This is a genomic window from Ralstonia sp. UNC404CL21Col (assembly GCF_000620465.1).
Lineage (GTDB): Bacteria > Pseudomonadota > Gammaproteobacteria > Burkholderiales > Burkholderiaceae > Ralstonia > Ralstonia flatus.
In genome coordinates, this window is record NZ_JIBE01000004.1 from 1,107,517 (window position 1) to 1,126,949 (window position 19,433).

At 66.7% G+C, this 19,433-nt stretch carries 13 protein-coding genes; 6 read left to right on the forward strand and 7 right to left on the reverse strand.

Translation table 11 applies throughout. From position 1 onward, the window contains the following. Window positions 1-15: 15 nt before the first annotated feature. A complete protein-coding gene (locus N511_RS0113020; protein WP_027679704.1) occupies window positions 16-1,539 on the reverse strand; it encodes an amidase in 1,524 nt (507 codons plus the stop codon). 11 nt (window positions 1,540-1,550) lie between these two features. Next, entirely contained in the window at window positions 1,551-2,843 is a 1,293-nt protein-coding gene (locus tag N511_RS0113025; protein ID WP_027679705.1) for an MFS transporter, read from the reverse strand. A 94-nt stretch (window positions 2,844-2,937) separates the two neighbouring features. On the opposite strand from N511_RS0113025, the gene N511_RS0113030 reads away from it, so the two are divergent. Then, window positions 2,938-3,588: a helix-turn-helix domain-containing protein gene (locus N511_RS0113030; RefSeq protein ID WP_037026654.1), complete on the forward strand. Its 651-nt coding sequence runs from the start codon at window positions 2,938-2,940 to the stop codon at window positions 3,586-3,588. Between the two features lie 27 nt (window positions 3,589-3,615). Here the strand turns inward: N511_RS0113030 and N511_RS0113035 are convergent, their stop codons facing one another. Then, a complete protein-coding gene (locus N511_RS0113035; RefSeq protein ID WP_027679707.1) occupies window positions 3,616-5,208 on the reverse strand; it encodes an N-acyl-D-amino-acid deacylase family protein in 1,593 nt (530 codons plus the stop codon). Window positions 5,209-5,552: 344 nt separating this feature from the next. On the opposite strand from N511_RS0113035, the gene N511_RS0113040 reads away from it, so the two are divergent. Continuing rightward, window positions 5,553-6,482, forward strand: a complete 930-nt coding sequence (locus N511_RS0113040; protein ID WP_027679708.1) for a hypothetical protein — start codon at window positions 5,553-5,555, stop codon at window positions 6,480-6,482. Between the two features lie 3 nt (window positions 6,483-6,485). Here the strand turns inward: N511_RS0113040 and N511_RS0113045 are convergent, their stop codons facing one another. The 4 genes from N511_RS0113045 to N511_RS0113060 form a co-directional block, all read right to left on the reverse strand. Beyond that, a complete protein-coding gene (locus N511_RS0113045; protein ID WP_027679709.1) occupies window positions 6,486-7,955 on the reverse strand; it encodes an efflux transporter outer membrane subunit in 1,470 nt (489 codons plus the stop codon). Further along, window positions 7,955-9,262 (reverse strand): efflux RND transporter periplasmic adaptor subunit, encoded by a 1,308-nt coding sequence (locus N511_RS0113050; RefSeq protein ID WP_027679710.1) that lies wholly within the window; start codon window positions 9,260-9,262, stop codon window positions 7,955-7,957. The genes N511_RS0113045 and N511_RS0113050 overlap by 1 nt, the downstream gene beginning before the upstream one ends. After that, on the reverse strand, window positions 9,255-12,461 hold the full coding sequence (locus N511_RS0113055; protein WP_027679711.1) for an efflux RND transporter permease subunit: 3,207 nt from the start codon (window positions 12,459-12,461) through the stop codon (window positions 9,255-9,257). The genes N511_RS0113050 and N511_RS0113055 overlap by 8 nt, the downstream gene beginning before the upstream one ends. Before the next feature lie 171 nt (window positions 12,462-12,632). Then, a complete protein-coding gene (locus N511_RS0113060; RefSeq protein WP_027679712.1) occupies window positions 12,633-13,106 on the reverse strand; it encodes a MarR family winged helix-turn-helix transcriptional regulator in 474 nt (157 codons plus the stop codon). Between the two features lie 187 nt (window positions 13,107-13,293). Between N511_RS0113060 and N511_RS0113065 the strand changes: the two genes are divergently transcribed. The 4 genes from N511_RS0113065 to N511_RS0113080 all read left to right on the forward strand — a co-directional run bounded on the left by N511_RS0113065 (window position 13,294) and on the right by N511_RS0113080 (window position 19,424). After that, on the forward strand, window positions 13,294-14,127 hold the full coding sequence (locus N511_RS0113065; protein ID WP_027679713.1) for a p-hydroxycinnamoyl CoA hydratase/lyase: 834 nt from the start codon (window positions 13,294-13,296) through the stop codon (window positions 14,125-14,127). A gap of 38 nt (window positions 14,128-14,165) precedes the next feature. After that, window positions 14,166-15,629 carry an aldehyde dehydrogenase gene (locus N511_RS0113070; protein WP_027679714.1) on the forward strand — a complete coding sequence of 488 codons (1,464 nt, stop codon included), beginning with the start codon at window positions 14,166-14,168 and terminating at the stop codon, window positions 15,627-15,629. Window positions 15,630-15,710: 81 nt separating this feature from the next. Then, window positions 15,711-17,615 (forward strand): feruloyl-CoA synthase, encoded by a 1,905-nt coding sequence (locus N511_RS0113075; protein WP_037026870.1) that lies wholly within the window; start codon window positions 15,711-15,713, stop codon window positions 17,613-17,615. Between the two features lie 60 nt (window positions 17,616-17,675). Continuing rightward, window positions 17,676-19,424: a tannase/feruloyl esterase family alpha/beta hydrolase gene (locus N511_RS0113080; protein WP_027679716.1), complete on the forward strand. Its 1,749-nt coding sequence runs from the start codon at window positions 17,676-17,678 to the stop codon at window positions 19,422-19,424. The last annotated feature ends 9 nt before the right edge of the window (window positions 19,425-19,433 follow it).

The following is a 19,433-nucleotide window of genomic DNA, read 5'->3' on the forward strand; positions in this document are numbered from 1 at the left end:
AGGTCCGTTGTAGGTTCAGACGGCGGAGGTGCCCATGCCGCTTGTGGCGGCATCGAACACCGGCGGCGCGGTGACGATGGATTGGAGTGCCGGCGTCGGCTGCGCGAGTTTCGCGAGGTCCGGACGCGGCCGCCGCAGCGTAGCAGACGCGTCGAAAGCCTGCTCGAGCGCATGTGCCACGGCTAGCGTTTTGCGGTCTCCGTGGAAGGGCCCGACGATCTGCAGGCCGAACGGCATGCTGGCGTGGTCAACGCCGCACGGCAATGACAGCGCGGGGTGCGTGGTCAGCGTGACGACGTACGTCAGTGCCAGCCAGCGGTAATAGTTCTCTTGCGCACGCCCATCGATGTGCGTGGCATACAGCGCGCTCCACGGAAACGGCGACACCGGCGTCGTTGGCGAGAGGATCACGTCGTACTGGCCGAACGCCGCTTGGAAGCGCGTGAGGATGCGCGTCTGTTCCGCCTGCGCCCACGCACAATCGGCAAGCGTCATGGCGGCGCCCAGCTCGTAGTTGGCGCGCGAGTTCGGCCCGATCGACGCCGGGTCGCGCACATAGGCATCGTGCAGGCCGGCGACGAAGCTCTCTGCGCGGATCACATCAAAGCAGCGGTGCACCTCACCCAAGTCGAACTGCACGGGTTCACATGAGCGGAACATCGGCGCGATGGCGGCAATGCGTTCGCGGAAGACCGCACGGATGCTGGCATCGACATCGCAGCAGCCGAAGTCTTCCGTCCAGCCGACGCGCAGCGTGGAGAGGTCGAGCGGCGCGGGCGTGAGAAAGCTCAGCGGATCGACGTGGAAGCTGAGTGGATCGCTTGCCGACAATCCAGCCGTGGCGGCCAATTGCAGGCACGCTTCGGCTACCGTGCGCCCCATCGGGCCGACCACCGAAATGGGCGTCCAGCCGAGCTTCTTGCGTGAATTCGGTACCAGCCCCGGCGATGGCCGAAAGCCCACCACGCCGCATTTGGATGCCGGAATGCGCAGCGAGCCGCCGGTGTCGGAGCCCGTGCAGACGGGCAGCATGTCGCACGCCAGCGCCGCCGCCGCGCCGCCCGAAGAGCCGCCCGCATTCAACATCGGGTTGAACGGGTTGCCTGTCGCACCCCACACGGGGTTGCGCGTGTTGGCGCCGGCACCAAACTCCGGCACGTTGGTCTTGGCCACCAGCACGGCGCCCGCGGCGCGCAGACGCTCGACCAGCAACACATCCTGCGTCGGCACGTTGCTGCGCGCGGTGGGCGAGCCATACGTCGTCAGCAAGCCCGCTGTGTCTTCCAGATCCTTCACGCCCAGCGGCAGGCCATGCAGCAGGCCGAGCGGTTCGCCATTGAGCACGGCGCGCTCTGCGGCTTTTGCGGCTTCGCGTGCCTGCGGAAAGCACGTCGCCGTGACGGCGTTGACGGCAGGGTTGATGGCTTCGATGCGGTCGATGCAGGCGTCGAGCAGCTCGACGGGCGAGATTTCCTTGGCACCGATCAGCCGGCGCAGTTCCACCGCAGACAGGCTGACAAGTTGTTCGTTGTGCGACATGGACATTCCCTTTAAAGCGCTTCGCCCGTGCGGTCCCGCAGCCAGATCACCGGCACCAATGACACGAGGCATGCGGCGGCCACGTACCACGCCGGCGCCAGTGGGTTGCCGGTGCGCTCCACCAGCCAGCTCGCGATGAACGGTGAGAAGCCGCCGAAGAACGATGCGCTCACCACATAGGTGAGTGCAATGCCGGTGGCGCGTACATGCTTGGGAAACAGCTCCGGAATCATCACCAGCACCGGCACGATCTGCGCGGCCACGAACACCGCCAGCAAGGCAGATACCGCATACAGTGCCAGCGGCGTCGGATGCGCGCCCAGGAAGGCAAACGCCGGGTACACCGCTAGCAGCATGATGATGCGCGACGTGACCAAGAGGCGCTTGCGCGTGTAGCGATCGGCGAGGCGCCCGGCAATCGGCGCGGCCACAAACAGCACGAGCGAGCTGACCACGCCAGAAGCCACCGCCGCGGTGGGCGACATATGCAGTGTGCGCACCGCGTGGCTCGGCAGGAAGAACGCGGTGATGTACACCGACACCGAGCCGCCCAGCTCCGCAAACGTGCCGAGAATGGTCAGCTTCAGATGCGTGGTGAGCGCAGCCTTGAGCGCGCCTTGCGGCTTGGCGGGGCTTGGTGCCGCATCGCGGCGGTCGAGCGTCTCTTCCAGCCGGCGGCGGATCAGCATGCCGGCCGGCGCTGCAAAAATGCCCAGCAGGAACGGCAGCCGCCAGCCCCAGGCGAGCACCGCCTCCTTGGAGAGCGTCACGTTGATGAGCGTGGCGACCGCCGCGCCCAGCGCGAGGCCCAGCGCGGTTGCCGCAAAGTTCCAGCTCGCAAAGAATGCCCGCGTGCGATCGCTTGCGTATTCGACCAGCAACGTGGTGCCGGGTCCGAATTCGCCGCCGGCTGCAAAGCCCTGCATCAGGCGCGCGGCCAGCACGATCATCGGCGCGAAGATGCCCGCCGTGGCATACGTGGGTGCCGTGGCGATGAGCGCGCACGACAGCGCCATCATCATGATGGTCAGCACCATCGCCTTCTTGCGCCCGGCGCGGTCGGCATACGCGCCGATGATCACGCCGCCCAGCGGCCGCACCACAAAGCCGACGCCAAACACCCCGATCGACAACAGGAACTGGTTCACCGGCGATGCCGATGGAAAGAACAGTTGCCCGATCTGGATGGCGAAGTAGCTGTAGATGGTGAAGTCGTAAAACTCCAGCGCTGTGCCGATGGTGGTAGCGGCAATGACTTGCGTGCGTGACAGCGCGGGGCGGCTGTCGAGGGCGAGGGTCGACACGGGCGGCTCTCCTGGGTTGGAGGCTGGGGAGGGTTTGAGTTATCGTATACGAGAAAAATCAAATTCTCGTATACGAGAAAACCCGGAGACGTGCGTGGCATCGAGCGCAAAAGCGGCTATCCAGCCCCATTCAATCGACGAGGCACCGGCGCAGCTCAATCACCAGGAGGTGGGGGCGCGCATCCGCGAGGCGCGCAAGGCGCGCGGGCTGACGCTGCAGGAGCTGTCGGAGCGTTCTGGCGTGGCGCTGTCCACCATTTCCAAAGCCGAGCGCGGCGATATTGCCCTCACCTATGAGAAGTTTGCCGGCCTGGCGCAGGCATTGGGGCTCGAGTTCGAGCAACTGCTCGGCCGGCGCCGCACGCCCGATGCCGGCCCGCTGCGGCCGACCTTCACGCCATCGGGCGGTCAGGTCATTTACGACACGCCGAACTACGAATACGGCATGCTGGCCGACGCGCTGACCGGCAAACGCATGCTGCCGATGCGCGCACACATCCGCGCGCGCTCGGTCGACGACTTTCCCGATTACATCCGCCACCCCGGAGAGGAGTTCGTCTTCGTGCTGGGCGGCGAGATCGAACTGCGCTTCGAGAACGGCGACGCCTTTCGCCTGACGCCGGGCGACAGCCTGTACTTCGATAGCGCAGTCGGCCACGTCTATCTGTCCGTCAGCAAGGAAGACGCCGAGATACTGGCGTGCTGCACCGGCACGGACGTGCGTGAACTCGGCGACGTGATCTGAGCTGCGTCGCCGCGTGGCGTCGCCTGTTTATTTGCGTAAGGCTCGCCCCGCCAGCACATCCGGCACCGCCTTGCCATCGGCCACGGCCACCGTGCCGTTGACGAGCACCCAGCGCACGCCCACGGGCGGCAGCCCAGGCTGTTCATAGCTGGCGCGGTCGGCGTAGGTGGCGGGGTCGAAGACGACCAGGTCGGCAAACTTGCCTGCCTGCACGGTGCCGCGGTCTTTGATGCCGAAGATTTCGGCCGTGCGGGCGCTGGCCTGGCGGATGGCAAACGGCACCGTCATCACGTGCTTGCGCGTGACGTATTCGCCGATGCGGCGTGCGAAGGTGCCGGCTTCGCGCGGGTGTCCGGCAATGCCATCGGAGCCGCCCACGACGAAGTCCTGCTTCATGAACGCTTCCAGGTCGGCATCGCTCATGTTGAACGACACGATGTTCGTGCCGCCGTGCTGGATCACGCTGATGGCCGCATCGACGGGGCTCACGCCGAGCTGCTTGCCCAGCGCCTCGAGCGACTGCCCGTTGTATTCGGGGTTGGCGGAGATCAGCACCTGCGCCGCCGGCCCGTTGCGCTGTTGCATGGCCTTTTCCATGTCGGTGGCAATGCGCGCGCGCGTGGCGGGGTCTTCTAGCCGCTTGAGCAGCGCGTCGTTGCCGCCGTCGCGCGCCCAGCCCGGCACCAGCGCCGGAATGATGTGCGTGCTCGACGCCGTGTACGGATACTGGCTTGCCGATACGTTCATGCCGTTGGCCTGCGCCTGCCGAATCAGGCTGATGATCTCGGCGCTCTTGCCCCACGAATCCACGCCCAGCGCCTTGATGTGCGAGATGTGGATCGGGATGCCGGACTGCTGGCCGATGTCCAACGCCTCCTTCACGGCGTTGACGAGGCCGGTGCGAAAGTTGCCCTCGTCGCGCAGATGCGTGTCGTAGATGCCGCCACGCGCGGCCACGGTCTTGGCCAGCGCGACCACCTCGTCGGTTTTGGCGAACACGCCCGGCGTATACACGAGGCCCGTCGACATGCCGAATGCGCCGTCGCGCATGCCGTCTTCCATCAGGGCTTGCATGGTCTTGAGTTCATCAGCGGTGGGTGCGCGCGCCACGTCGCCCATCACGCGGTGGCGCACGGCGTTGTGGCCCACCAGCATGGCCACGTTGGTGCCGATGCGGTTGGCGTCGAGCGCCTTGAGCGTCGGCCCGATGCGGTCGAGATCCGGCCCGTCGCCTTCGAGCACGATGCCGTCGTTGCCGATCACCACCGTCGTCACGCCTTGCAGCAGGTACGGCAGGTTCTGGTGCCGGTCTTTGGAGATGAGGTTGTGATAGGCGTGCGTATGCGGATCGATAAAGCCTGGCGTCACCACCAGCCCGCGCGCGTCGAGCACCGTTTTTGCCGGCACGCCCGTGGCGGAGGGCTGCACCAGCACGATGCGGTCATTGCGGATGCCCACGTCGGCCACGAAGGGTGCGCCGCCGCTGCCGTCGACCACCGTGCCGTTGCGGATCAGGATGTCGAGTGGTTCAGGCTCCGGCGCGGCACGGGCTGGGCCGGCAAGCGCAAGGCTCAGGGTGAGGGCGGACAGCAGGCACTGCGGCAGACGGTGTGGGCGCATATCGGCTTCCTGTGAGGTTGCAGCGAGTGTAAGAAGCCTCGTCGCACACATCACATGCAAATGGTTCCGACCGGTATGTGCGGCGGACATGCGGGCCGTTGCCGGCGAATGCGCCCACATAAGGCGCCGATACAACACTCAGTGATTTCAACATCTGATTTAAGAACAACTAATCACCCGCAATCCCTTGTCGGCATTGGGTCGGCCCAGACATTGACGACAATGTGCGGCCGCCCCCACTCTAGAGGGGGGCACCCGCTTTGCCCCGATGACACAATCGCCGAAATTCAGAAGTCCATGCCGCGCCCCGGCGCGCCGCGTGGCGGACCCGGATGAGGAGCTTCATGCAAGGAAGTTGGATTGCGATATCGGCGGCGCGTGCGCGGGCGCATCGGCTGTATGGCGTTCGCGGCTGGCTGGTGACGCTGCTGTGGCTGAACACGCTGCCCGCGTTGGTGGTGGTGCTGGCGATGGCCATGGTGCTGATGTCGGGCGAGACGGGCGACGGCGCGGCACGGTCGCTGCCGGCGCTGGCGGGGCTGGCGTTTCCGTTGGGGCTGGTGGTGGTGGCGTTCTTGCGTGTGCGCTGGTTTCCGTGGGTTTGGCTGGGATATTGCCTGCTGCAGTTGGCCGCCACGCTGGGCATGAGCGGTGGGATCAAGGCGTGGGCCGTGCAGGCATCCGGCGCCACGTCGGCGGGATGGCCGCTTGCGCTGTTGCTGGCGGCGGAGGTGTTGGTGCCGGTCGGGACGCTCGCGTATCTCGCCCGCTCCCGCCGCGTGCGCGTGACGTACCGGCACGAGGTACGCGCGAGCGATCCGGCCGCCGCGCCGGCCGTGTTCGACAGGCTGAACCCGAACGAAACGCCGTCTGACGCCACCGACCATGCGCGCGAACGCGCTGCGCTGCGCCGCGTGACGCAGGAACTCAGTTCCGGCGTGCTCGACACGCAAACCTGGATGCACGTGATGCGCCATCACGCCGAGGCCACCGATGGGGCGCGCACCACCGCATATGTGCGGGCGCGCATGGCTGTGCTGTGTCCGCCGGCGCATGTGCATCCGCCGCTTGTACGCACACTCGCATCGGGTTTGGGCGCGCTGCTGGTCAGCCTGTTCGCGGCGGCTGCGTTGATGGCCGCAGTGATTGCGGTGGCGATGAGCGTGCCGGGCGATGCGACCGCGCTGCTTGAGTTGCTCGTTGCCGTGGCGCTGACGTTGAGCTGGCTGGCCGGGCTGTTTGTGGGCGCGCGCTTCCTGCGCGCCGTTGCCTGAGGCTTAACGGTTGGCCGTTGGCGTGGACGTGGGCGTGGGCGGGGCCATCACGTGGTTCCAATCCCCGCCTACCGCCTTGACGAGGAACACGCTCGTCGTCATCTGCTGGCCGAGAATCTGCACCGCCGTGCGCTGGTTGTTCAACAGCGACTGCTGCGCGGTGATCACGTCCAACGACGTTGCCAAACCGCCCTCATAGCGCGCGCTGGCAATGTCGTAGACCTTGCGGGCGCTTTCCACGGCGTGGCGCGCCTGGCTTGCGGCACGGTCCAGCGATTGCAGTCCGGCCAGACCATCTTCGACTTCCTGCAGCGCGCCCAGCACCGTCTGGCGGTAGTTGGCGATCGCACCTTGGTAGGCGGCGTTGGCAATGTCCACGCGCGCCCGCGTGCGGCCGGCGTCAAACACCGTCTGGGCGATCTGCGTGCCGAACGACCACAGCAGCGTCGGCGCAGAAAACAGCAGCGCCAGATCGCGGCTTTCCCAACCGGCGCCGCCGTTGAGCATCACGCTCGGGAAGAACGCTGCGCGCGCCACGCCGACTTGCGCGTTGGCAGCAGCGGCCCCGCGTTCAGCGGCGGCCACGTCGGGGCGGCGTTCGATGACGTCGGACGGCAGCGCCACCGGAATCTGTGGCGCCGTGCCCTTGAGCGGGTTCGAGTCGAGATGGAACGCAGGCGCCGGTGTGCCGACCAATGTGGCCAGCGCGTGCTCGTACTGCGCGCGTTGCTTGGTCAGCAGTTCGGCCTGCGTGGCGGTGCTGTCGACCAGCGCCTGTTGCTGCGCCAGATCGAGCCCCGATGCCACGCCGTCCTGATGCCGTGAGGTGACGAAATCGAGCGCCTTGCGCTGCAGCGCCAGCCCTTCCTGCACCACGGCGATTTCCGCATCGGTCTCGCGCAGGTTGTACCAGGTGGTGGCGACCTGCGCGGCCAGCAGCAGGCGGAAGTTCTCGGCATTGGCGCCGGCCTGCGCTTCGCTCGCCGCCGCGTTGGCGACGGTGTTGCGCACGCGGCCGAACAGATCCGCTTCGTAACTTACGTCGGCGCGCACCACGAAATCGCTTTGCACGGTCGACATGGTCGGACTGGTGTACGACGAAAGCGGCCGTTCCGACGAGGTGCGCGTGCGCGTGTCGTTGTTGGTGGCCGTGATGGTCGGCAGCAGGCTGGCGCGTGCCAAGCGCGTCTGCGCCTGTGCCTGCTCCAGGTTCGACAGCGCAACCTTGAGCGATTGGTTTTCCTGCAGCGCCTTTGTGATCAGCCTGTCGAGCTGTGGATCGTTGAAGCGCTGCCACCACGGGCCTTTGGGCGTTGCATCGGCGGGTTGCGCGGCGCGCCACGGTGCTTCGGTCTGCCAGTGCGCCGGCACGTCCATGGCGGGGCGCTCGTACGTCGGTGCCAGCGAACAGCCGGCCAGCGAGACGATCAGCCAAGCCGCCAGCGCGGCAGAGCGCAACCGCGGTCGACCCATCATGATGCGCGCGGCGCCGATGCCGCCGGTGCCGAAGCCGGCGCGGGCGTGACGATGGTCACCGCCTCGCCTTGCTCGATGGAATCCGCCGGGTTGAGGATCAGCGCGTCGTTGGGCTTGAGGCCCGAGACGATTTCCACCGTGCGGCCGTAGTCGCGCCCGATGGTGACAGGGCGCAGGTCGACGCGGCCGTTTTCTGCGATGGCGATGCGCGGGCCTTCCTTGCGGAAGAGCAGCGTGTTCGTCGGCACGAGGTAGGTGCCCTGCGCGCTGGCGCTCGCGCTCGCACTATCGCCGGACGATTTGCCCTTGATGGCGACCTGCACGTACGCACCCGGCAGCAGGCGGCCGTCCTTGTTGGGCAGCTGCACTTCCACCTGCATGGTGCGGGTCGTGGCGTCGATGGCGCCCGAGGCGCGTGCGATGGTGCCGTGGAAGGTCTGGCCGGGCAGCTCCGACAGCGTGACAGCCACGTCCTGTCCAACCTTCACCTGCTGCGAATACGCCTGCGGCACATACAGGTAGATGCGCAGCGGATCGGTCTGCGCCAGCGTGAACAGCTCGCGGTTGGCGCCCGCGTTGCCGGCATTGACCAGCGTGCCGACATCGACATTGCGCTTGGTCACCACACCCGCAAACGGCGCCACCACGCGGCGGAAACCTTGCAGCTCCTGCAGGCGGCGCACGTTGGCTTCGGCGGCGGCCAGGTCGGCCTGGGCCTGGTTGGCGGCGCTGGTGCGCTCGTCCAGTTCCTGTTGCGAGACGGCGTCTTTCTGACGCAGGTTCTGCCAGCGCGTGAGCGAGGTCTGCGCCAGCGCCTTGCGTGCGGCGGCCTGGTTGCGTGTGGCTTGTGCCTGGTTCAGTTCCTGGTCGACTTCGGGCGTGTCGAGCAGCGCCAGCACTTCGCCCTTGTCCACATGGGCGCCGATGTCCTTGAACCAGCGCAGCACGTAGCCGCTGGTGCGGGCATAGATGGGCGATTCAACGTAGCCCTGCAGCGTGCCCGGCAGCGTCAGCTCGCGGCTGGCGTTGGCCGGTTTGGGTGCAGTGGTGGTGACGTAGCGGCTGGTCTGCGCGCTCACCTGACGCTCCAGCGCATGCGCGTTGTAGTAGCGGCTGACCAGCGTGCGCCCAGCGCCCAGCGCCAGCAGAACCACCACGACGATCACGACCCAGCGTGCACGGCGCATGGCCGGCGCGCGGTCCACCTGTTCGATCGGGTCGACGGTGACGACGTGGTGCGGCGGGCCGTCCGCGGGATGCCCGGAATGCGCCCCAGGATGGGCACTGGATGTTTGCTCAGACATGTCCTTCGCTTCCCCGCAAATCGTCACTACGCCGGGCGGCGCGCCGCTGCAATCTGTCGTGCACGCTGGCAAACACCACCGGAACAAAGAAAAGGGTCGAGACGGTCGCGAACAGCAGACCGCCGATCACCGCGCGCCCCAGCGGCGCGTTCTGCTCTGCGCCCTCGCCGAGGCCCAACGCCATGGGCACCATGCCGATGATCATCGCCAGCGCCGTCATCAGCACCGGACGCAGGCGGGTGGCGCCGGCTTCGAGCGCGGCCTGCACCGGCGCGATGCCTTCGGCCAGGCGCTCGCGCGCAAAAGAGATCAGCAGGATCGAGTTGGCCGTCGCCACGCCCATCGTCATGATTGCCCCCGTGAGCGAGGGCACCGACAGCGTCGTCCCCGTCACGAACAGCATCCACGCGATGCCCGCCAGCGCCGCCGGCAGTGCGGTCACGATGATGAGCGGGTCGATCCACGACTGGAAGTTCACGACGATCAGCAGGTACACCAGCACGATCGCCATGACGAGGCCGAGCCCCAAGCCGAGGAACGACGATTCCATCGTCTTCACCTGACCGCGCACCGTAATCTGCGCGCCGCGTGGCAGCTTCGGGCGGATGTCGTCGACGGCCTTCTGCACTTCCTTGGCGACGGCGCCCAGGTCGCGGCCCTGCACGGCGGCATAGACGTCCACCACCGGCGTGATGTCGTAGTGCGATACCACTTGCGGCTGCACCGCAGGGCTCACCTGCACGAGGTTGCCCAGCAACTGCGGCCCGCCTGCCTGTGCGGCGCCACCGCGCGAGCTTGCCACCGGCGTGCGCAGCAGTGCGTCGAGCGAATCGACGCGGTACTGCGGGCTGGTGACGGCCACCTGGTACACCACACCGTTGATCGGGTTGAGCCAGAACGTGGGCGAGGTCTGGAAGCTTGAGCTGAGCGACACGAGCAGGTTCTGCGCCACGTCACGCCCTTCCAGGCCGACCTGCTGGATGCGCGTGCGATCCATGTTCAAGGCGAGCGTGGGCTGGTCGAAACGCTGGTGCACATGCGTATCCACCGCGCCAGGAATCTGCTTGATGCGGTTGGCCAGAATGCCCGCAAGCTGCTGGTTGGTCGCCACGTCGGCGCCGGAGAATTGCACGTCGATGGCCGACGGCAGACCGAAGTTCAGGATCTGGCTGACGATGTCTGCAGGCTGGAACGCGAATTCCACGCCCGGAAAGCGTTTGGGCAGTTCTTCGCGCAGGCGGCGGATGTATTCCGCGCTGGGTTTGCGCTCGCCCTCGTGCAGGGCAATCAGGATTTCACCGTCGAGCGTGCCGATGGTGCCCGCGTTGCTGTACGACAGGTTGATCCCCGAGTTCGGCACGCCGAGGTTGTCGAGGATGGTCGACAGCTCCTGCTTGGGAATGATCTCGCGGATGGCGGTTTCCACTTCATCGGCCAGCCGTGCGGTTTCTTCGATCCGCAAGCCCGACGGCGCGCGCATGTGCAGGCGGATCTGGCCGGCATCCACATCCGGGAAGAAGTCGCGCCCGAGCACAAGGTACAGGGCGCACGACGCCACGCAGAAGCCCAGGAACGACAGTGCGAACACGCGGCGGTATTCCAGCAGCCCGCCGAGGATGGCGGCATAGTTGCCGCGCATGTGTTCGAACTGCGTGTTGAATGCCCGGTAGATGCGGCCGAACGTGCTCGGTTTGGCGTCGGCTTTCCGGGCGTCTTGCGTGTGGCCGGTCATGAGCATCATCACCAGCGTCGGCACCAGCGTGCGCGAAAGCACGTATGAAGCCAGCATCGCAAAGATCACCGCTTCGGCCATCGGCACGAACAGGTAGCGCGCTACGCCCGTGAGGAAGAACATCGGCACGAAGACGATGCAGATGCAGAGGGTCGACACGAAGGCCGGCACGGCGATCTCGGCGGCGCCGTCGAGGATCGCGGTGATCGGCTCCTTGCCTTCGTGCAGGTGGCGCTCGATGTTCTCGATGGTGACGGTGGCGTCGTCCACGAGAATCCCCACCGCCAGCGCCAGGCCGCCCAGCGTCATCAGGTTGATGGTCTCGCCGATCAGGTGCAGCACGATGATCGACGAGAGAATCGACAGCGGAATCGACACCGCAATGATGGCCGTGCTGCGCCAGTTGCCCAGGAACAGCAGGATCATCGCGGCCGTCAGGCATGCGGCGATCAGCGCCTCGCGGATCACGCCTTCAATGGCGGCCTTCACGAACAGCGACTGGTCGAACAGCGGCGTGATCTTCAGGTCTTGCGGCAACACGGCGGCCGCGGCCGGCAGGAGCTTGTAGATGTTGTTGACGATATCGAGCGTCGATGCGCCGCCGTTCTTCAGGATGGAGAGCAGCACGCCGCGCTGGCCGTCCTGACGCACCACATTCGTCTGCGGCGAGAAGCCGTCGCGCACATTGGCCACGTCACCCAGATAGAGCGTGGCGCCGTTGCTCGTCTTGACCGGAATCGCGTTGAGCGCGGCGATGCTGCCCGGCGTGCCGTTGAGCGTGACGCCGTATTCGGTGGCGTCGATCTTTTGCGTGCCGGCCGGCAGGATCAGGTTCTGCGCGCCCACGGCGTTGACGATATCCACGGGCGTCAGGCCCTGGGCCAGCAGCTTCTGCGTGTCGAGGTCGACCGTGATCTGCCGGCTCTTGCCGCCATACGGGAACGGCACGGCAATGCCCGGCACCGTGATCAGGCGCGGGCGCAGGAAGTTCACCGCCGCATCGTTGAGTTCCTGCTCCGACAGCGTGTTGCTCGACAGGCCCAGTTGCAGGATCGGAATGCTCGACGCCGAATACTTGATCACCAGCGGCGGCGTGGTGCCCGGCGGCAACTGCCGCACCTGCGCCTGCGTGCTCGCCACGATCTGCGCGAGTGCGGTCTGGATGTTGGCGTTGGGCTGGAAGAAGACCTTGATGATCGACACGCCACCCAACGATTGCGACTCGATGTGCTCGATGTCGTTGACGGTGGTCGTCAGGCTGCGCTCCGTGACCGACACGATGCGGTCGGCCATCTCCTTGGCAGGCAGCCCGTTGTAGTTCCAGATGATGCTGGCGACCGGAATGTCGATTTCCGGAAAGATGTCCGTCGGCGTACGCATGAGCGTAAACGGCGTCGCCAGCAGGATCAGCAGGGCGAGGACGATGAACGTCAGCGGCCTTCGCAGCGCGAGTTGGACAATCCACATGGAGGCGTTTCAGAACCGCGGTGCGTTGATGGAGGGCGACGGTTGTTCGATCCGGCCCGACAGGCAGGGACCAACCATTCTAGCGCCGGGGGCCGCCGATCAATATGTCGCTTTGATCTGACTTTATTACATTGCATAACGGCAACTGCCGTGGCAACTGAAGGGCCCCGCTCAGCGCAGATTGCGCCCGCATTGCAGCAGCAGATCGTGCAGCAAAGCCGCGTGCGCGGCGTCGATTCCCTGCAGCATTTCCTGCTCGAGCCGGCTGACGGCCTCGTCGCACAGCGCCAGCAAGGTGAGCGCTTCGTCGGTCAACCCCAGCATGACGATGCGTCCGTGCGTTGGGTCGGGCGTGCGCGTCACCCAGCCGCGCGCTTCCATCGCCTTCACCACTTCATTGGCCGACTGCGGCGACATGAACGAGCGCTCCGCCAGTTGCGCGTTCGACAGGCTGCCGCGCGCGTGCAGCACGGACAGCGCCGTGAATTGCGGCACCGTCAGCCCGTGCGGGGCGAGCGCTTCGCCCAGGCGGCGCTTGACGATGCGGTCGGTGCGGCCGATCAGGTAGGGCAGTCGTGCAGACGTTGCGGGTGCGCCGTCTTGTGCGGGCTGGGGTGTGTTGCGTTTGGTTCGTGTGGCCGCCATGGATGTGAGTGGGTGTGCACCTATGCAGATGCGCACATTCTGCTACGTGTCGTTCGGATCAGGGTTTACGGCAATGATAATCTCCTTGTTATATCAGGCTACCTGATATTAAATTGGCGCCAAGCTGAGACGCGCCGCACACAAGACGGCGGGCGTCTCAAGCAGCCGACAGATCAAGGAGACGGAAATGGCTGATTACCAAGGGCGCTGGCAAACCGTGGACGTAAAGGTGGACCAGGGCATTGCATGGGTGACGTTCAACCGCCCGGAGAAGCGCAATGCCATGAGCCCGACGCTCAACTCGGACATGATCCAGGTGCTCGAAGCGCTGGAGCTGGATGCCGATGCCAAGGTGCTGGTACTGACCGGCGCGGGCGATGCGTGGACGGCCGGCATGGATTTGAAGGAGTACTTCCGTGAAGTCGACGCCGGCCCGGAAATCCTGCAGGAGAAGATCCGCCGCGATGCCTGCCAGTGGCAATGGAAGCTGCTGCGCATGTATGCCAAGCCGACCATCGCGATGGTCAACGGCTGGTGCTTCGGCGGCGGGTTCTCGCCGCTGGTGGCGTGCGATCTGGCGATTGCGGCGGACGAGGCCACCTTCGGCCTGTCGGAAATCAACTGGGGCATTCCGCCGGGCAACCTCGTCAGCAAGGCGATGGCCGATACCGTGGGCCACCGCCAGGCGCTCTACTACATCATGACCGGCGAGACCTTCACCGGTCAGCAGGCTGCCGCCATGGGCCTCGTCAACGAGAGCGTGCCGCGTGCCCACCTGCGTGCGCGCACCGTGGCACTGGCCGAAAAGCTGCTGGAGAAGAACCCCGTGGTGCTGCGCGCCGCCAAGCACGGCTTCAAGCGCAGCCGCGAGCTGACATGGGAGCAGAACGAGGATTATCTGTACGCCAAGCTCGACCAGGCCACGCTGCGCGATCCGGAGGGCGGCCGCGAGCAGGGCCTCAAGCAGTTCCTGGACGACAAGTCGATCAAGCCGGGCCTGCAAGCCTACAAGCGCGCCTGATCTGGCCCGCTCACGCCAACGCCCCCGGAGACGAACCCATGCCTGAGGTGACTCAGCTTGTGACCCTGCTGATCGGCGGTGAAAACCGGCCAGCAACCAACGGTGCCACCTTCGAGCGCCGCAACCCCGTCAACGACGCGGTCGCATCGCGCGCGGCGGCGGCCACGCTGGAAGATGCCGACGCCGCCGTGCAGGCTGCTGCCGATGCGTTCCCCGCGTGGGCGGCCTTGGCGCCGGGCGAGCGCCGCAAGCGGCTGCTGAAGGCCGCCGACTTGATGGACCAGCACACCGACGCCTTCATCCGCGCCGGCGCGGCGGAGACGGGCGCCAGCCCCAACTGGATCGGCTTCAACGTCATGCTGGCGGCCAACATGCTGCGCGAAGCCGCCTCCATGACCACGCAGATCGACGGCAGCGTGATCCCCTCGGATGTGCCGGGCAACTTTGCGATGGCCGTGCGCCAGCCCTGCGGTGTGGTGCTCGGCATTGCACCGTGGAACGCGCCGGTGATCCTGGGCACGCGCGCGCTGGCAATGCCGCTGGCATGCGGCAACACGGTCGTGCTCAAGGCGTCGGAACTGTGTCCCGGCGTGCATCGGCTGATCGGCACCGTGCTGCAGGAGGCGGGCCTGGGCGATGGCGTGGTCAACGTGGTGACCAACGCGCCGGCCGATGCCGCCGAGGTGGTGGAGCGCCTGATCGCGCATCCGGCCGTGCGCCGCGTGAACTTCACGGGCTCGACGCATGTGGGGCGCATCATTGCGCAGCACGCGGCGCGGCACCTGAAGCCTGCGCTGCTGGAGCTGGGCGGCAAGGCGCCGGTGCTGGTGCTGGACGATGCTGCCCTCGATGCCGCGGTGGACGCGATTGCGTTTGGCGCATTCTTCAACCAGGGGCAGATCTGCATGTCGACCGAACGCGTGATCGTCGATCGCAAGATTGCCGATGCCCTCGTCGACAAGCTGGCCGCCAAGGCGCGCACGCTGCGCGCGGGTGACCCGACTGACGCGACCGCGCAGCTGGGCGCGATGGTGAGCGTAGATGCGGCCCGGCGCGTGCAGGCGCTGGTGGAAGACGCCCGCGCGCACGGCGCTGCGCTGCCCGTCGGCCTGCATATGGATGGCGCCATCGTGCAGCCCGCCATCGTGGACGGTGTGACACCCGCCATGCGGCTGTACAACGAGGAATCGTTCGGCCCCGTGGTGACGGTGGCGCGCGTGGATGGCGATGAAGAGGCGATTCGCCTGGCCAATGACAGCGAATACGGCTTGTCGGCCGCCGTGTTCAGCCGCGATGTGTCGCGCGCCATGCGGGTCGCGCAGCGTATCGAATCGGGCATCTGCCACATCAACGGCCCCACCGTGCACGACGAGGCGCAGATGCCGTTTGGCGGCGTGAAGAGCAGCGGCTACGGCCGGTTTGGCGGCAAGGCGTCGATTGTGGAATTTACCGAGCTGCGCTGGATCACCTTGCAGAATACGCCGCGCCACTATCCGATTTAACCGATCTGAAGTTCGGCAGCCGCCCACCACAACCATAAAACGGGCGGCGCATTCAGGAGACAAGACGTGAATCACGTCGAAATGCAGGCTCAGGGCCCGCAGGTTCAAACCGGGCATCACACGCCGCCCCCGGCAGGTGTGCCCGATCACCCCTACAGGCAGGTTGCCGTGAGCGATGCGCCTGCGCGTTGCGAGATGGACGCGCGCGACCGCGGTGTCTGGCACGTGCGCAATACCGAAGCGCTGGCGGAACATCCGGCGCGCATGACCGACCGCCTGGTCGCGGGCGCGCAGCGCCACCCGGATCGCGTGCTGGCTGCACGTCGCGGGCCGGACGGCGCATGGATCAAGCTGACCTATCGCGAGATGCTGGAGCGCGCACGCGCCATCGGCCAGGCGCTGCTGGATCGCGGCGTCTCCACCGAGCGCCCGCTGGCGATTCTTTCCGGCAACGATCTTGAGCACTTGCAGCTGGCGCTGGGCGCCATGTGGGCGGGTGTGCCGTACGCGCCGGTGTCGCCGCCGTATGCATTGGTGTCGACGGATTTCGGCAAGTTGCGCCACGTGTTTGACGTGCTCACGCCGGGGCTCGTCTATGCCGCCGATGGCGCGGCCTTTGCCAACGCCGTCAGCGCGGTGGTGCCGCACGGCGTGGAGGTCATCACGCGCGACGGCGTATTGCCCGGGCGCAGCGCCACCGCCTTCGACACGCTGCTGCAAACGCCCGTGACCACGGCAGACGCCGCGCAGGCCGCAACCGGCCCCGATACGCTGGTCAAGGTGCTGTTCACCTCCGGCTCGACGCGCGCGCCCAAGGCCGTACCGACCACGCACCGCATGTTGTGCAGCAATCAGCAGATGCTGCGCCAGACCATTCCCGAATTCGCCAAGGAGCCGCCGGTGCTGGTGGATTGGCTGCCGTGGAACCACACGTTCGGCGGCAGCCACAACGTCGGCATCGTGCTCTACAACGGCGGCACGCTTTACATCGACGACGGCCGGCCCGTGCCCGGCAAATTCGACGAGACCCTGCGCAACCTGCACGAGATCGCACCCACCGCGTATTTCAACGTGCCCAAGGGGTGGGAAGAACTCGCGCTGGCGCTGGAGCGGGACCCGGCGCTGCGCGAGACCTTCTTCTCCCGCGTGAAGCTGTACTTCTTTGGCGGTGCGGGCTTGTCGCAAGAAGCCTGGGACCGGCTGGAGCGCGTGACCGGCCAGCACTGCGGCGAGCGCATCCGCATCATGGCCGGCCTGGGCATGACCGAGACGTCGCCGTGCTGCCTGTTCACGACCCGGCCGATCATGCGGTCGGGCTATGTCGGCACGCCGGCGCCGGGCTGCGAACTCAAGCTCGTGCCCGTGGGCGACAAGCTGGAGGCGCGCTTTCGCGGGCCGCACGTCATGCGTGGCTACTGGCGCCTGGGCGAAGAGCCTGCCGCACCGGTCTTCGATGAAGACGGCTACTACTGCAGCGGCGACGCGCTGCGTTTCTACGACGCCGACCACCCCGAAAAAGGCCTCGTCTTCGATGGCCGCATCGCGGAGGACTTCAAGCTCAGCTCCGGCACGTTCGTCAGCGTGGGCCCGTTGCGCGCACGTGTGATCGCCGCGGGCGCGCCGTATGTGCAGGACGTGGTGATTGCCGGCATGAACCGTGACGACATCGGCTTGCTGGTGTTCCCGCAGATGGAGCGATGCCGGCGGCTGTCGGGCCTGCCCGCCAGCGCAAGCGCAGCCGAAGTGCTGGCCGCCCCTGCCGTGCGCGCTGCATTTGCCGCACTGCTGCACGAACTGAACGCCACGGCCACCGGCAGCGCGACGCGCGTGGCGCGGCTGCTGTTGCTCGACGTGCCGCCATCGCTTGACCGCGGCGAGATCACCGACAAGGGCACGCTCAACCAGCGCGCCGTGCTGGCCCACCGTGCCGAGCAGGTCGACACGCTGTATCGCGATGGCGATCCCGCGGTGATTCGCGCGGGCTGATTCCAACGCAGCACGACACCCAACCGGCAAAGACCGGTTCATCCACCCAGGAGGAGACTCATGAAGACCGTCATGTCACGGGGCATGGCGCTGGCCGCGCTCGCCCTCGCGCTGAGCTGCGCCGGCTGCAACGACGACAGCACAGGCGACGCACCGTCGTCGCAAGCATCGGAGCTGCCGCAGCTTTCGCCTGCCACGGGTTTGAATCTCGCCAGCGCGTGCGAGAGCTTTGCCGGCAAGCTGAGTTTTGCCAACACCAGCATCACCGCCATCTCCACCGTGGCCGCCGGCACGTTGAGCGTGGGCGGCAACGCCGTGCCCGAGCACTGCCTGATCACCGGCACCATGAACACGCGTGTGAGCGCGGTGGACGGCAAGACCTATGCCATTGGTTTCGAGATGCGTCTGCCCAAGGCATGGAACGGTCGCTTCTACTACCAGGCCAACGGTGGGCTGGATGGCGCGGTGGCCACGGCGCTGGGCGCGTTGGGCGGTGGTCCCGTGAGCAGTGCGCTCGGCTCCGGGTTTGCCGTCATCAGTTCGGATGCCGGGCATAACGGCAGCCAGGTGCCGCTGTTCGGGCGCGACCCGCAGGCCCGCCTCGATTACGGCTACAACGCCGTTGCCACGCTCACGCCGATGGCCAAGTCGATGATCGCGCAGGTGTACGGCAAGGTGCCGGACCGCAGCTACTTTGGCGGGTGCTCCAACGGCGGGCGCCATGCGATGGTGGCCGCCGCGCGTTCGGCCAATGCGTATGACGGCATCGTGGCCGGCGACCCGGGCTTCCATCTGCCCAAGGCGGCCATCAACGAGGTGTACAGCGCCCAGCAATTGGCGACGGTGGCGACCGCCAACACCAGCGCGGGCTTTCCAGACATCACCACGTCCCTGAGCGCCGCGGAGCGCGCCATGGTCGCCAGCCACGTGCTCGCCAAGTGCGACGCATTGGACGGCACGACCGACGGCATGATCAACAACCTCAAGGCGTGCCAGACCGCCTTCAGCCTCGCCAACGATGTGCCGACCTGCACTGGCGCCCGTGACGGCACCTGCCTGACTGCCGCGCAGAAAACCGTGATGGCGAACCTGTTTGCCGGCGCGCGCAACAGTGCGGGGCAGGCGTTGTACTCGGGCTTTTCGTTTGACGCCGGCATCAGCGGCAGCAACTGGGCGGCGTGGAAGCAGGGCAACTCGATCCAGCTCGACCCCGCAGCGCTGGCGTTCGTGTTCACGACCACGCCGCAGCCGGCGTCGGCCATCACGTCGCTCACCGCGTATGGCCTGGCATTCAACATGGACACCGACGCGCCGAAGATCTTCGCCACAGACGCCACGTACACCGAATCCGCCTGGTCGTTCATGACGCCGCCGGATGAAACCAACCTCGGCACGCTCAAGGGGCGCGGCGCCAAGCTGATGGTCTATCACGGCACGAGCGACCCGGTGTTCTCGTCCGACGACACGACCGACTGGTACCAGCGCCTGGCTGCAGCCAATGGCGGCGACGCCAGCAACTTCGCGCGCTTCTATCCGGTGCCCGGCATGAATCACTGCGCGGGCGGGCCGACCGCCGACCAGTTCGACATGCTCACGCCACTGGTGGCCTGGGTGGAACACGGCGTGGCGCCTGACAGTGTGGTCGCCACCGCGCGCGACCCCGCCAACGCCGTGCCGAATGCCGAAGTGCCCACCGACTGGAATGCCGCCGGCCACGACCGCACGCGCCCGCTGTGCGCCTACCCGAAGAACGCGCGCTACACGGGCGCCGGCAACATCAACGACGCCTCGAGCTTCAGTTGCCAATGACGGCGGCCC